Genomic DNA, 12,407 nt, shown 5'->3' with positions numbered 1-12,407 from the left:
TGAATATTTTACCATTTATTTTTCCTTATTTTCATTTCTTATGACCTAATAATTGTTTTTCTTACTTCTTCCGCTAACGGTTGAAGAGGCGTAATAATACGGTCGCTTACCTCCTCAGCCGCTTCTACCATCGAGAGCTGCGCCACTGAAACAACAGTGTTGTGGTCTTTTACTAGCTCATCTAAGACATGTTTCACCTTCTGTTTATACTTCTCTAGGTTTCCAGTCATTACTAGTTCAAAAGCACCTTCTATCACAACAGGGTGAACTTTTATCTTTACATTTTGATAAAATGCAAATTCGTGTAGACGCTTCATCGTTCCTTCTACGGTCTCCGGATTTGTAAACACGATAAGCTGCGGTTCTTCTATTTCACATATTCGGCGAAAATAAGGCTCATCGATTTTAATAATTGGAACATCACTTGTAAATGCTTCTGGTAAAAGAGCAATGTAATTCGTACACGTAAGTAAAATGGCATCCGCTGAACATTCTTCCATCCACTTTAACTGCTTCTCTACTTTTGCACCTGCTGACTCCGCTGCAAATTTAGGATCGGTTTTTACCCGATGTACAAGTCCAGGGTCTACGAAATGCATACAGCTCGCAAACGGCAGCGCTTTTTCTATATAAGAGATGTTCGAATGATGAGCGTGCAGGCAAGCAATTTTCTTCATCGTTTTCCTCCTGTATGATGGTCTTTGAAATACTGAATTAAAAATTCCTGGAACTTTTTCGCAACAGGAGTTAAGTATTTATCCTTGTTCCACGCAATCCCAATTATCCTTGAAGCTGTGTCTTCTTTGAGCTTTATTTTTTTAATGCCTCGCAAGTCCACTCCCTTTATTTCAGGAAGCAAGGCAACCCCTAAATGAGCCGCTACAAAACCAATCACCGTCAAAAATTCTTCTCCTTCAAACGTAATATTTGGGACAATTTCAGCTTCTTCGAACAGCTGATCAAAAATTGTTCGGCTTCCGTATCCTTTTTTTAACGCGATAAACGATTCATGAGCCAACTCTGAAAGCGAAAGCACTTGTCTTGAGGCAAAAGAATGCGTATCAGGGACATACGCGTACAGCTCGTCTTTCCATAAATATTCCCACTGAATTCCTGCCCTAGATTCCGTTACGGAAGACATACAAAAATCAATTTCTCCCGTTTGAAGCTGATCGAGCATGATGTTCGTAGCGTTCTCAAAAATTTGAAATTGAACGTTCGGATACTCTTGTAAAAAAGCATGAACTAGTTTCGGGACGGACGAAGCGCCTAATGATTTTAAAAAAGCAAACGAAATGCTGCCGCGATGAGGATGAATCAAATCTGAAAGCTCACGTTTCGCTTCTTCCATTTCGTTTAATACTTTAGCCGTTCGTTCATAAAAAAGCCTTCCGTATCGATTTAAAATAACTTGCCTTCCTTTTCGTTCAAATAGCGGTACGCCAAGCTCTGATTCTAATTTAGAAATTGAGCGGCTGAGCGTAGGCTGCGCGATTGATAATTTTTCTGCGGCCTTTGTGAAATGTTCCGTTTGAGCTACAACATTAAAATATTCGAGCTGCTGCCATTCCATTTTTTTCACATCCTTTACTTATTACATAATACTATCGATTTCATATAAATTATACATTGGACGTCATAAAAAATTCATGTTTAAATGAAGAACGTAGCACTTGCCGAAAATGTTATGTGTCTGCATAGAATAAGTGTTGAAAGAAGGAATTCGTTTATGGATGTTTCAATTGTTTTAACAATGTTAGCCGTCGGACTGATCTTAGGATTTGTCGGAGCAGGCGGATCAGGTTTTATTATTTCAATTTTAACGCTGCTGTACGGCGTATCTGTACACGTTGCACTCGCAACGGCTCTTACCGCAATGATTTTCTCTTCTTTATCTGGCGCCGTCAGTCATTACCGTGAAGGTAACGTATCTTTAAAATCCGGTATCTCTGTTGGTATCCTCGGTGCATTAGGCGCTTGGATTGGGTCTAACCTTTCATCCTTCATCCCAGAAGGCGAGCTAAAATGGCTCACAGCCGGCATGCTTTTATTATCTGGTGTTTTACTTTGGCTGCGAATGTTTTTATTTTCCCGTCAGCAAAAAGAACGTACTGTTCCAACAGGAGCTAAATTTGTCGTCTACTCTTTACTAATCGGCTTAATTACGGGCGCTCTGTCCGGAATGTTTGGAATTGGCTCAACTCCATTTATCCAGCTTGGCCTTATGATGGTGTTAGGCTTGTCTATTCGCCAGTCCGCCGGAACGACGATGCTCGTTATTATTCCGATTGCAATTGGCGGAGGAATGGGCTATTATCAGCAGGGCTTTTTAGATATCCCGCTGTTGATTCAAGTAGTTGTCGGCACAATGGTCGGTTCATATATTGGAGCAAAATTTACAAATCGTGTACCTGCTCCCGTATTAAAAACGTCCCTTGTAGCGCTGCCTATTTGCTCTAGCTTTCTCCTTGTTATATAAGAAAAAAGCTTGAACTCTTGTTCAAGCTTTTTTTATGTTCATCTGATAAACAAACTGCTTTCCTTGGCTTCCAAAAACATGCCGGTCTGTATCGACAAAGCCGCATCGTTTGTATAGGTGCTGCGCCGCCGTGTTTTTATGGTTCACGCCTAGCACCACTTTATTTTTAGTGCGAAAGTGATGGTTGATAAAAGAAGGAAGAAGTTTCAATGACTTTTTGCCAACTCCCTTTCCTTGATAATCAGGATGAATGGAATAAGACCGTATTAAAAGCGCGCCGGATCCCTCGGTATATTCTTTAACGGCTTCCCCTGCGTCGAGCACGAAAAAGCCGGCTAGTTTGTTTTCTGCCAAAATCAAAACGGGCGTTCTATCTCTTTCCTGCTTACACTTAGCTATAGCTTCAGCGGGAAGTGCCGTGTAAATGAGCTGCTCTTCAGGCAGCGTATAGCTATGTATAGATGACTCGTAGGCTTCACTATAAAACGTTAAGGCTACGTTTTCTTTATTCTCCATTTTCTGCTGGACTCCTTTTCTTTTTCCATAGTATAACATGCACAAAAAAAGCCGCATAAAGCGGCTTTTCCTTTATCTAGCGTCGGATACAACGGTAAAGCGTTCGTTTACATGCTCTCCTCGCTCAATTTCATCAATAACTGCAATGGCGTAATCCGCATAGCTGACATGGCTGTTTCCTTCTGAGTTTAAAATAACATGATCTTTCCCTGTTTTATAAGCATCCGTTCGTTTTCCTGAAGGATTAAAAAATGCTGCTGGGCTAATGAACGTCCAATTAATATCGCTTGTACTTTCTAAGTCTTTTAAATTTTGGGCTTGGTTGTCAGCTGTCGCTTTGTACTCTTTTGGAAAATCAGGCGTATCTGCTAGACGCGTCGTTTTCTCTTCATCTACAAACAAACTTCCTGCTCCTCCTACAACAAGAAGACGAACGTCCGGAGCTTGTTTAAATACATGAATTAACGATTGCCCCGCTTCTACATGCAGATGTTCCTTTCCTTCAGGAGCTCCAAACGCATTCACTACCGCATCGAAACCTTCAATATCGTTTGCCGTAATATCGAAGATGTCCTTTTCCAGTGTACGAACATCCTTTTCTTCTACTTTGCCCGCATCACGTACAATTGCCGTCACGTCATGCCCGCGATTTAAGGCTTCTTTCACGATAAAACTTCCTGCTTTTCCTGTAGCACCTACAACTCCAATTTTCATTTTATAACCTCCAGTAAAATTCTCTATATTTAGGTAATAGCCTTTTTTTGCTATGATAAAACACAGCAAAACGGTTTAAGCAAGATAGAGAGAACAAATTGGATAAATGAGTTAGTATGGATTACTTTTAACACCGCGGTTGATTTCCGTGCAAGGCTTCGCTTTCCACAGGCAGCTGCTGAGCCTCTTCGTCACTTACGCTCCTGCGGGGTCTCACCTGTTCCGCCAACTAAAATACGTTTCTTCCAGTCTCTTTTAAAAAAATAAATGAGTGCTTATTCAATTTCAATAAATAACACGTGAGCCATAGAGTGAATCGATTTAATCAATTCTACTTTATTTCCTTTCTTTTTTGCCTTTCCTTTTATTTCAACAAAATAAAGCAGTTCTCCTTGATGATGATCTTGGTGAATTTCGTAAGACGAAATCATAATATTTTCTTTTTCAATCTTATCAAGCAGCTCATAAATATCCTCTTGATTTGCTGCACGAAACTTAATTAAAAGGGAATGAGTAGAAAGAGATGTAAACATTACGTTCAATATTTCTAAGCCAATCAGCACTAATATAGTTGCGCTAATGCCGACTGTATACATACCGGCCCCAATGGTTAAACCAATTCCCGACGTTGCCCATACGCCTGCGGCTGTTGTGAGCCCTCTAATATGCTGCTTTTGAATAATAATCATACCTGCTCCTAAAAAACCAATACCGCTTACTACTTGTGCGGCCACCCGGCTCGGATCAAGAGCCATATGATCTTGATGAAGCACATCTGAAAAGCCATATTTCGAAATTAGCATAATCAGCGTGCTACCGACAGCAACTAAAAAATGAGTGCGAAACCCCGCTTCTTTTGCTCTAAACTCTCTTTCTAAACCAACCAAAGCCCCTAACAAACCTGATAGGGCTAGACGACTAATAAAAGCTGCGGTCATTTTTTTCCTCCTTTCTCTTCACTTTTTCACAAATGCACCTATTAACTATTTCTATTTTTGTTATAATTTACTATAACTAATTTTTTGAATAGGAGGCTCTTTAAAATGGATAAAGTCATCGATTATTACAGCAGATTTGATGAATGGGGACGGTTAGAACGAGAACCTATTGAGTTTCAAGTAAACTGGCATTTTATCAAAAAGCGAAAACACTAATAATCACCTCTATTTATCATAGAATAAATAGAGGTGATTATTAATGAACCGTTTATTCAAATGGAGTACAAGCATTTTGCTATGTTTTATGTACTGCTTTTTGATTCCCCCTCCCTCTTATGCAAGCGGTGACTATTACTCCTCTTATGCAGAACTGCAGCAGTACGAAATTCTTCACCAAGACTACGACATTCGCTACGAGCAGCGCTTTAGCTATTTATCCATTATGGCCATTCACGGCGGCGGAATTGAACCAGGTACATCAGAAGTTGCCAAAGAACTCGCTGATCGCTTTTCTGCTTCTTATTATTTATTCGAAGGCATCAAGTCCACTAACAATGGAGTTCTGCACATAACCTCAGAAAACTTTGACGAACCGATTGCTAGAGGAATGGCTCAGCAAAGCATGTACGTTTTGACGATTCACGGCTACAGCGGCAGTCAGCCTATCGTGTATATAGGTGGAAAAAATCAGCTTTATAAAGAGCTGATGAAGCAATCACTGCGCAAAAACGGCTTTACCGTCCGTGACGCTCCTTCTAACATAGCGGGAACAAGCGAACAAAACATTGTGAACGATAACCTGTTAAAAGCCGGCGTGCAGCTTGAACTCACAGCCGAACTAAGAAAATCATTTTTCGCAAACCATGACTGGTCAAGAAACAACCGCATGAATGTAACACCTCTTTTTTATACATTCGTATCTTCCTTACAAGAAGCATCCTCTTCCTATCAAACTTTCCTTTACCTACAGATCCACTAATTTTCAAAAATTCTCGATTTCCAGACAAAAAAACCAGCGCAGTCTGTATAATCAAACGCGCTGGTTTTTATCTATTTCTCTCGCTAAAATAGATCGTTTAAAGCCTTTTTTCTCAAAAAACTCTTTGATTTCACTTGGACTTTGATAACAAAGTTTAATCACATAGTAGTTAATATATTCAATCCAAGCAAACGCGTAAAGGCCTAGAAAAAAAGCAAGTCCCTTAACCCCTAACTGCATATAGTGGTAAATGAGTACACCTAAACCTAACGTAAGAAGAATTTTATTCATTTTTTTAAAAAGCAGAAACAACTGAATGTAGCTGGAGGGCAAATGAGAATCTTCTTTTCGGCTCACTCGCCTCCATTTCATAAACCAGTACAAGCTTCCTTGAAACAGGATAAACTCAAGTATAATAAAAGCATACACACTTGAAAACGTTGTTAAATAAAAAGCCAGATGAGAAAACTCATTTAAGTACCCTATCCACAGCGCAGCAAACAGTAAAGCTGCCGTAAGCTCTCCTGTCCATAAACCAAACAATTTCCGCTTTACTTTCATAGAAATCCCCCCAGCGTACCTCTTAATCCTTCTGTTCAAACCAAGCTTTAAACAGCAGGTTTACACCTGTTTTTATTTCTCCATCAGACAGTCCTGCAAATCCAAGCAATACATAGGGCGTGTTGTTTTCACCCGCACTATGATAATAAATAGATGTTGGATAAATCGTTACCCCTTGCTTGGCAGCTGCTTCAATTAGTTTCTGTTCACTCATTCCGTTTTTTACCTTAAGAAGAATATGCAAGCCAGAATGTTCTCCAATAACATCTACACATTCTCCCATAATAGTAGTCAAACAATCTAGCAGCAGCGCTTGTTTTTTACGGTATGCTGTTCTCATTTTATTCAAGTGACGTTCCCAGTGCCCTTCTTTCATAAACAGAAAAAGCGTATGCTGATGAAGCCTTGAAACAGGCTGTTTAAAAAGTCCACAGTGTTTCATATAACTTGTAAGAAGCCGGTGTGGCAGGACGGCATAACTTATTCGAAGAGAAGGCATCAACGATTTTGAAAACGTACCCGTATAAATAACGCGATCGTCTTGATCTAATCCTTGAAGGGCCGGAATCGGTTTTCCTTTATAGCGAAATTCTCCGTCATAGTCATCCTCTATGATATAGCCATTCGTTTCTGCCGCCCACTCTAATAGTTCAAGTCTTCTTGCTATCGGCATGACCATCCCAACAGGAAATTGATGAGACGGCGTAATGTACACCGCATCCGCTCCGCTTTCTTTCAGTTCCTTCACTTTCAAGCCAGAACTATCAAGAGAAATAGGGACGACCGACATGCCTTGTTCTTGAAAAACGTGCCTCGTTCGGTGAAAGCCTGGGTTTTCGAACCCAATTATCTTTTCTTTTCCTAGAATGACAGAAAGCAGCCACATGAGGTACTGTGTACCTGCACCTATCACAATTTGCTCCGCTGTGCAGCGCACTCCTCTTGAATGATAAAGATACGCTGCAATTTCTTGACGAAGAAGCAGTTCGCCCTGTGGATGTCCGCTATAAAAAAGCTGGCTTTCATCATGATAAATTGTTTGAACCGTTAGCTTTTTCCACGTGTTATACGGAAATTTTTCTACGTCTACCTTTCCATGGCTAAAGTCAATGACAGTTGATTTCCCTTCTTCTTGCGGTAAAGAGACATAGGCGGGAGGCTGTTTTTGAAGCACGACTTCATTTTTTATCTCTTTTACAAATGCTCCTTTCCTGGCTAGTATCTCGATATAGCCTTCAGCTTCTAACTGTACATAAGCCGCTTCAACCGTATTTTGGCTAATGCTTAAATGAAGAGCTAACTTTCGTTTAGAAGGCAGTTTTTCATGAGGCGGAATGGTGCCTTTTTGAATTTGTTTTTTTATGTAAGTATAAAGCTGCATGTATAAGGGATCTGCTTTTCTTTTATCGAGCAAAGGCATTAACTCTAACATGATGTTCTTTCCTTTCTAACTGACACTATTAAATTTACTGTTTCTGACACTTATTCTCAGTTCAGATTCTTCATATACTGGACTATATCTTATAAATCAAGGAGATGACACAATGACCATTACTTACAAAACCAACGTCTCAATCCGTGCCGAACAAGCTGCTGAAGTGTTTGTATATTCAGGTATTAAACGTCCGGCACAAGATCTTGATCGGATTCAAAGAATGCTTGATCATGCTTCCCTTACCATTACCGCTTGGAAAGACAGCGAACTCATTGGCATAGCCAGAGCGTTAACAGATTTTAGCTACTGCTGCTATTTATCGGATTTAGCTGTCGTAAAAGACTATCAAAATCAAGGAATTGGCACACAGCTCATCAAGCACGTTCAATCAGAAATCGGTGAAGAAGCCGCGCTCATTTTACTTTCCGCTCCTTCTGCTATGAACTACTATCCAAAAGTCGGCTTTCATCAGATTGATAATGGGTTTAAAATTGGGAGAATTCAATAGATAAAAAAGATAAAAAATTCCTTTTATTACTAAACTATTATTATTTTACATCTTTTTGATATGATGTTACAATATTCAAAGATTAAGGCTATGATACTTCTTCCTTCTCATCCAACTCTTAGAATTTAGAGGTATCGCTTTCCTTAATCTATTAACTTAACTATACATATATTCAAAGTCAGGAAGCACAGCGCCTGGCTTTTTCTGTGCAAATCATACATGGTGGTGTTTGAATGAAAAACGATATTTTTTTAAGAAGACAGTCTAAAGTAATTGTGAAGCAAGGATCAGATATATTATCCCCTGCTTATGTAGCTTCCATGTTAAAAAACATTGAGGCATTAGGATTTACAGCTTCAACTTCTTTAATTGATCGGTTACTCACTCTTCCGTTCTACGAATTTATGTCTTTTTATGAGCAGCTTCTCTTATCTTTAAAAAGACTTGTTGGCGCTCATGTCAAATATAAACCGATGTATCCTAACTTTCCAAACGAAGTCATGCAAGCTTCCGAAGCAGAACTATACATAAATGCCGTACTTCACTATCTGACTGGGGTTTTACCAAACAGTGAAAAACAAGATGTTTTTCCACTGTTAGATACTACAGATTTACGGATTATTGACCTCGGAACAGATGAAGAATTTGACCTTATGATATGCCAATTAATTGGTGCAAATACCTCATTATCGCAAACGGATCGAGCAGACATCGAATGGTCTCTTATCAATTTACCGGCATTAGATCTACTTCCAGCAGTCATTCCTCAAAAAGAAAATGCTGCATTTGTTAGCTCAGTGTTAATTAAGACAAAAAAACTACCTATTGATGTCTTGTCTTCTTATTTTAAAACAGCAACAGATGTCTTACGTTTGGCAACCGCTTTATCTGATGGCGATATTAGTCTTTCATCACCCACTTTATTTAAGAAGTTTAGTCGTTTTGAACGCCGAAGCTTGTTGCAGCTGCTAGAAAGCACTCCAAACGTAGAAGAAGATATGTTTCGTTATAAAGTAAAGTGGATTCGTTTAGGTGAAATTTTACATCCTGGAGAATACAAACATCGATTTCCTCATGCTGCTAAAGGATTCGATACTGTTCGGAATCATAAAAGACCATTGACGTTCTATAGTAAATTAGAGAAAGCACTCGAGCAACAAGACGTCTCAAAAGCAGTTTCACTTTTAGAAAAACGTCCAGGTGACTTTGCTAGACGAATTGACCATTTGCTGCGCTTATCTACTGGGGAACAAGAAGCTGCTTCTATTATTACAGCATTTGCAGCAGTCGCTCATCACGTCTCTACGCCAGTACTGCTTCAGCTCTATTCACATATGAAACATCGACATCATAGACAAGATATGCGCGTAGTGTTTCCAAAAGGGAATGTGTCCAAAGTAATGGCGCTTGATAATCCCTTACCCTCTCTTCGTAAAAATCTTTGTGATGGTGTAATAGATGCATGCAAAGATGCTTTACATGACCGTTTTGCTAAGTTGCCACCTCTTGGAAATGTATGGCTTGATGAACGTTTGCGTGAACAAACTATACCGTTTTCACAGCGTTCAAGCAGCAAAACATTAAAAACGATTAGCAGGGGAAGTAAATTAACAATTCCTGAAGGCGATACGCTTCGTTTTTTCATTTGGTGGAAAGAAGGCTTTGCAAATGGTGAACATACCGGTAGTGTAGATATTGATTTATCTGCCGGAATTTACGATGAAAACTGGCAGTATAAAGAGCATATTTCTTATACAAACTTATCTTCAAAAAGCTTCAAAGCTTTTCACAGCGGAGATATTACATCTGCTCCTAACGGGGCATGTGAATTTATTGACTTGCATATCCCTACGATTCTAAAAAAAGGCGGCCGTTATATATTGATGAACGTTTATTCATTTTCTGTCCAGCCTTTTGTTATGCTTCCCGAATGTTTTGGAGGATGGATGATGAGACAGCACATAGAGTCCGGCGAGATATTCGAACCTTCTACCGTACAAAATAAAGTAGATCTTGCTAGTGATTCCACCATCTCCATCCCTTTAATTTTTGATTTACAAGAGCGAAAATTAATCTGGACGGATATTTCGCTGCATCACCATGTTGAATTTGAAAATAATCTTGAACAAAACAATGGTTCGGTCTCTCTTATGGGAAAAGCCATGACAAAGCTGTTAAAGCCAACGCTTTATGATCTTTTTTCATTTCACGCACAAGCTAGAGGAACACTTGTCCATGACAAACAAAAAGCTGACACTATTTATTCGCTTGATGAAGGTGTTACTCCTTATGATATTGAAACAATTATTGAAACCTACCTAAACTAATTATTTATAGGAAAGTAAGAACAAATAAACGAAAAGACCTCTTTCCAAGAAAGAGGTCTTTTCGTTTACTTCACTAGCTTTTGCTCAGTCCCAGCTGAACCTTGACTTCGTTTATGAAATCCTTTTGCGTAGTACGCGATAATAAGACCGATAAACCATAGTGGTCCGATAACAACTGCAATTCTTGTATCTGGATTGTACGCCATAAGAACAACCACCAGCGCTAGGAACGCAAGTGACACATAAGACGTTAACGGAAATAAAGGCATTTTGTATTTTAACTTTGCCTCTTCACCTTTTTTTAGCGTTTTGCGATACTTAATTTGAGAAAGCAAAATAATTCCCCATGTCCAAATCGCACCGAATGTTGCAATGCTTGTTACCCACGTAAATACTTTGGCAGGCACAATGTAGTTTAACGCTACTCCGACTAATAACGCACCCGCTGATGCTAAAACAGCTTTTCCAGGTACGCCGCCTTTTGTCAGCTGACCGTATCCTTTTGGAGCTTCTCCGTGCTCTGCTAAGTTAAACAGCATACGGCCTGTACTAAAAATACCGCTGTTACAAGAAGAAAGAGCTGCTGTTAGCACCACAAAGTTAATAATGCCTGCCGCTGCTGGAATCCCGATTTTTTCAAATGTTAATACAAACGGGCTTCCCTGTGAACCAATTTCTTGCCAAGGATAAATTGACATAATGACAAATAATGCACCAACGTAGAAAATAAGAATACGCCAAAAGACCGAATCAATCGCTCTTGCTAGAGATTTTTCTGGATTTTTCACTTCTCCCGCGGTAACGCCGATCATTTCAATTCCTAAATATGCAAACATAACCATTTGCAGCGACAGTAAAATACCTTTGAATCCGTTCGGGAACAGCCCGCCGTTGTCCCATAAGTTTTTAATACCCGTCGCAACGCCGCCGTTCCCGATTCCAAACACAATCATTAATAATCCAACGGCAATCATTAACACAATCGCTAAAATTTTAATAAGTGCAAACCAAAATTCCAGTTCACCATATGCCTTAACAGCTAAGAAGTTAACTGTTGTCATGATGACAAGCGCCGATAACGCCCAAATCCAGTTTGGTACATCCGGATACCAATATCCCATATAAATACCAACGGCTGTAATTTCAGCCATACATGTTACAACCCATAAAAACCAGTAGTTCCAACCTGTTAGATAACCAGCAAGGGGCCCTAAATAGTCGCGCGCGTACTTGCTGAATGAACCTGCAACAGGTTTTTGAATCGCCATTTCTCCAAGTGCTCTCATAATAAAAAACATAATCATTCCGCTAAATCCGTACGCCAATAATATTCCCGGCCCTGCTAATTTAATAGCAGATGCAGATCCAAGAAACAGCCCTACCCCTATGGCTGCTCCTAAGGACATCAGCGTCACATGTCTTTCTTCTAACCCGCGTTTCAATTCTTTCCCCTGAGTTTTCCCCTGCATAAACGTCTCCCCTTTTTCCAATCTGTCAAAACGAGATGAATACAGCTTTTTGTTAGCGCTTTCATATAAATTTATGCTAAAAGTCAGCTAGGCTGTATATTTGTATTCTATCACCTTTCTCTCCCTTTTCTTTTGTCGAAAAACAAAAAAATTATCGTATCATTTTGTTTAAACGCACAATTAGACGTAGACACTGCTTTTTTACTATGTATTTATTATCGCACCTAAGTAATAGTATTTTTTAAAAAAATAGAAAAACGCCGACTCAACTCCGTCAGCGCATCGTTCATTTTATGCTTTTTTATAAAACTAGCATTTATCTCGCGGGTTCAAAAGTTTTACAGCCAGGTTCTTCCGTTTCAGAAACATGGTGACTACTTTCAGGACTCACAACGTAAATGGACTCTGCACTGCATTTATTTCCCGATTTCCAATACATGCACTCATTCACTTCACATAATACACCTTGGGCCACTGTTAT

Annotated in this window: 13 protein-coding genes and 1 pseudogene; 5 read left to right on the top strand and 9 right to left on the bottom strand. The window is 39.5% G+C overall.

The window, feature by feature from the left end:
* Nucleotides 1-38: 38 nt before the first annotated feature.
* Both ACNHOZ_RS04880 and ACNHOZ_RS04875 read right to left on the bottom strand, forming a co-directional pair.
* Entirely contained in the window at nucleotides 39-677 is a 639-nt protein-coding gene (locus tag ACNHOZ_RS04880) for a hypothetical protein (RefSeq protein ID WP_255903038.1), read from the bottom strand.
* Nucleotides 674-1,573 carry a LysR family transcriptional regulator gene (locus tag ACNHOZ_RS04875; protein ID WP_255903041.1) on the bottom strand — a complete coding sequence of 300 codons (900 nt, stop codon included), beginning with the start codon at nucleotides 1,571-1,573 and terminating at the stop codon, nucleotides 674-676. The genes ACNHOZ_RS04880 and ACNHOZ_RS04875 overlap by 4 nt, the downstream gene beginning before the upstream one ends.
* A gap of 156 nt (nucleotides 1,574-1,729) precedes the next feature.
* Between ACNHOZ_RS04875 and ACNHOZ_RS04870 the strand changes: the two genes are divergently transcribed.
* Nucleotides 1,730-2,479, top strand: coding sequence for a sulfite exporter TauE/SafE family protein (locus ACNHOZ_RS04870; RefSeq protein ID WP_016765247.1), 750 nt, complete (start codon nucleotides 1,730-1,732; stop codon nucleotides 2,477-2,479).
* Between the two features lie 21 nt (nucleotides 2,480-2,500).
* Here ACNHOZ_RS04870 and ACNHOZ_RS04865 read toward each other — a convergent pair whose 3' ends face one another.
* From ACNHOZ_RS04865 to ACNHOZ_RS04855, 3 genes are all read right to left on the bottom strand, one after another.
* Complete coding sequence (locus ACNHOZ_RS04865; RefSeq protein ID WP_048019991.1) at nucleotides 2,501-2,995, bottom strand: GNAT family N-acetyltransferase; 495 nt, start codon at nucleotides 2,993-2,995, stop codon at nucleotides 2,501-2,503.
* A 72-nt stretch (nucleotides 2,996-3,067) separates the two neighbouring features.
* Complete coding sequence (locus ACNHOZ_RS04860) at nucleotides 3,068-3,709, bottom strand: NAD(P)-dependent oxidoreductase (RefSeq protein ID WP_028415060.1); 642 nt, start codon at nucleotides 3,707-3,709, stop codon at nucleotides 3,068-3,070.
* Between the two features lie 275 nt (nucleotides 3,710-3,984).
* Nucleotides 3,985-4,647: an MgtC/SapB family protein gene (locus ACNHOZ_RS04855; RefSeq protein WP_048019927.1), complete on the bottom strand. Its 663-nt coding sequence runs from the start codon at nucleotides 4,645-4,647 to the stop codon at nucleotides 3,985-3,987.
* A 105-nt stretch (nucleotides 4,648-4,752) separates the two neighbouring features.
* Here ACNHOZ_RS04855 and ACNHOZ_RS04850 point away from each other — a divergent pair.
* Together ACNHOZ_RS04850 and ACNHOZ_RS04845 are read left to right on the top strand one after the other, a co-directional pair.
* Nucleotides 4,753-4,851, top strand: a pseudogene (locus ACNHOZ_RS04850) (class I SAM-dependent methyltransferase); the annotation flags it as partial.
* 55 nt (nucleotides 4,852-4,906) lie between these two features.
* Nucleotides 4,907-5,626 carry a poly-gamma-glutamate hydrolase family protein gene (locus tag ACNHOZ_RS04845; RefSeq protein WP_048019926.1) on the top strand — a complete coding sequence of 240 codons (720 nt, stop codon included), beginning with the start codon at nucleotides 4,907-4,909 and terminating at the stop codon, nucleotides 5,624-5,626.
* A 51-nt stretch (nucleotides 5,627-5,677) separates the two neighbouring features.
* Here ACNHOZ_RS04845 and ACNHOZ_RS04840 read toward each other — a convergent pair whose 3' ends face one another.
* Nucleotides 5,678-6,187: a hypothetical protein gene (locus ACNHOZ_RS04840; RefSeq protein ID WP_048019925.1), complete on the bottom strand. Its 510-nt coding sequence runs from the start codon at nucleotides 6,185-6,187 to the stop codon at nucleotides 5,678-5,680.
* A gap of 22 nt (nucleotides 6,188-6,209) precedes the next feature.
* On the bottom strand, nucleotides 6,210-7,619 hold the full coding sequence (pdxR, locus tag ACNHOZ_RS04835; RefSeq protein WP_048019924.1) for a MocR-like pyridoxine biosynthesis transcription factor PdxR: 1,410 nt from the start codon (nucleotides 7,617-7,619) through the stop codon (nucleotides 6,210-6,212).
* A 112-nt stretch (nucleotides 7,620-7,731) separates the two neighbouring features.
* Between pdxR and ACNHOZ_RS04830 the strand changes: the two genes are divergently transcribed.
* Both ACNHOZ_RS04830 and ACNHOZ_RS04825 read left to right on the top strand, forming a co-directional pair.
* Nucleotides 7,732-8,130 (top strand): GNAT family N-acetyltransferase, encoded by a 399-nt coding sequence (locus ACNHOZ_RS04830; protein WP_048019923.1) that lies wholly within the window; start codon nucleotides 7,732-7,734, stop codon nucleotides 8,128-8,130.
* A 233-nt stretch (nucleotides 8,131-8,363) separates the two neighbouring features.
* A complete protein-coding gene (locus ACNHOZ_RS04825) occupies nucleotides 8,364-10,457 on the top strand; it encodes a TerD family protein (RefSeq protein ID WP_048019922.1) in 2,094 nt (697 codons plus the stop codon).
* Between the two features lie 65 nt (nucleotides 10,458-10,522).
* Here ACNHOZ_RS04825 and alaP read toward each other — a convergent pair whose 3' ends face one another.
* Together alaP and ACNHOZ_RS04815 are read right to left on the bottom strand one after the other, a co-directional pair.
* Nucleotides 10,523-11,926 carry an alanine permease AlaP gene (gene alaP / locus ACNHOZ_RS04820; protein ID WP_028415068.1) on the bottom strand — a complete coding sequence of 468 codons (1,404 nt, stop codon included), beginning with the start codon at nucleotides 11,924-11,926 and terminating at the stop codon, nucleotides 10,523-10,525.
* A gap of 316 nt (nucleotides 11,927-12,242) precedes the next feature.
* Nucleotides 12,243-12,401, bottom strand: a complete 159-nt coding sequence (locus ACNHOZ_RS04815; RefSeq protein ID WP_016765258.1) for a DUF1540 domain-containing protein — start codon at nucleotides 12,399-12,401, stop codon at nucleotides 12,243-12,245.
* Between the last annotated feature and the right edge of the window lie 6 nt (nucleotides 12,402-12,407).

The sequence above is a fragment of the Priestia sp. D51 genome (assembly GCF_053345675.1).
The sequence above is the reverse complement of the archived record's forward strand: the minus strand, read 5'-3'. Positions and strand labels throughout refer to the sequence as shown.

Coding starts and splice junctions, on each gene's coding strand:
- ACNHOZ_RS04880 (WP_255903038.1), bottom strand. CDS start 677: ATGAAGAAAATTGCTTGCCTGCACGCTCATCATTCGAACATCTCTTAT.
- ACNHOZ_RS04875 (WP_255903041.1), bottom strand. CDS start 1,573: ATGGAATGGCAGCAGCTCGAATATTTTAATGTTGTAGCTCAAACGGAA.
- ACNHOZ_RS04870 (WP_016765247.1), top strand. CDS start 1,730: ATGGATGTTTCAATTGTTTTAACAATGTTAGCCGTCGGACTGATCTTA.
- ACNHOZ_RS04865 (WP_048019991.1), bottom strand. CDS start 2,995: ATGGAGAATAAAGAAAACGTAGCCTTAACGTTTTATAGTGAAGCCTAC.
- ACNHOZ_RS04860 (WP_028415060.1), bottom strand. CDS start 3,709: ATGAAAATTGGAGTTGTAGGTGCTACAGGAAAAGCAGGAAGTTTTATC.
- ACNHOZ_RS04855 (WP_048019927.1), bottom strand. CDS start 4,647: ATGACCGCAGCTTTTATTAGTCGTCTAGCCCTATCAGGTTTGTTAGGG.
- ACNHOZ_RS04845 (WP_048019926.1), top strand. CDS start 4,907: ATGAACCGTTTATTCAAATGGAGTACAAGCATTTTGCTATGTTTTATG.
- ACNHOZ_RS04840 (WP_048019925.1), bottom strand. CDS start 6,187: ATGAAAGTAAAGCGGAAATTGTTTGGTTTATGGACAGGAGAGCTTACG.
- pdxR (WP_048019924.1), bottom strand. CDS start 7,619: ATGTTAGAGTTAATGCCTTTGCTCGATAAAAGAAAAGCAGATCCCTTA.
- ACNHOZ_RS04830 (WP_048019923.1), top strand. CDS start 7,732: ATGACCATTACTTACAAAACCAACGTCTCAATCCGTGCCGAACAAGCT.
- ACNHOZ_RS04825 (WP_048019922.1), top strand. CDS start 8,364: ATGAAAAACGATATTTTTTTAAGAAGACAGTCTAAAGTAATTGTGAAG.
- alaP (WP_028415068.1), bottom strand. CDS start 11,926: ATGCAGGGGAAAACTCAGGGGAAAGAATTGAAACGCGGGTTAGAAGAA.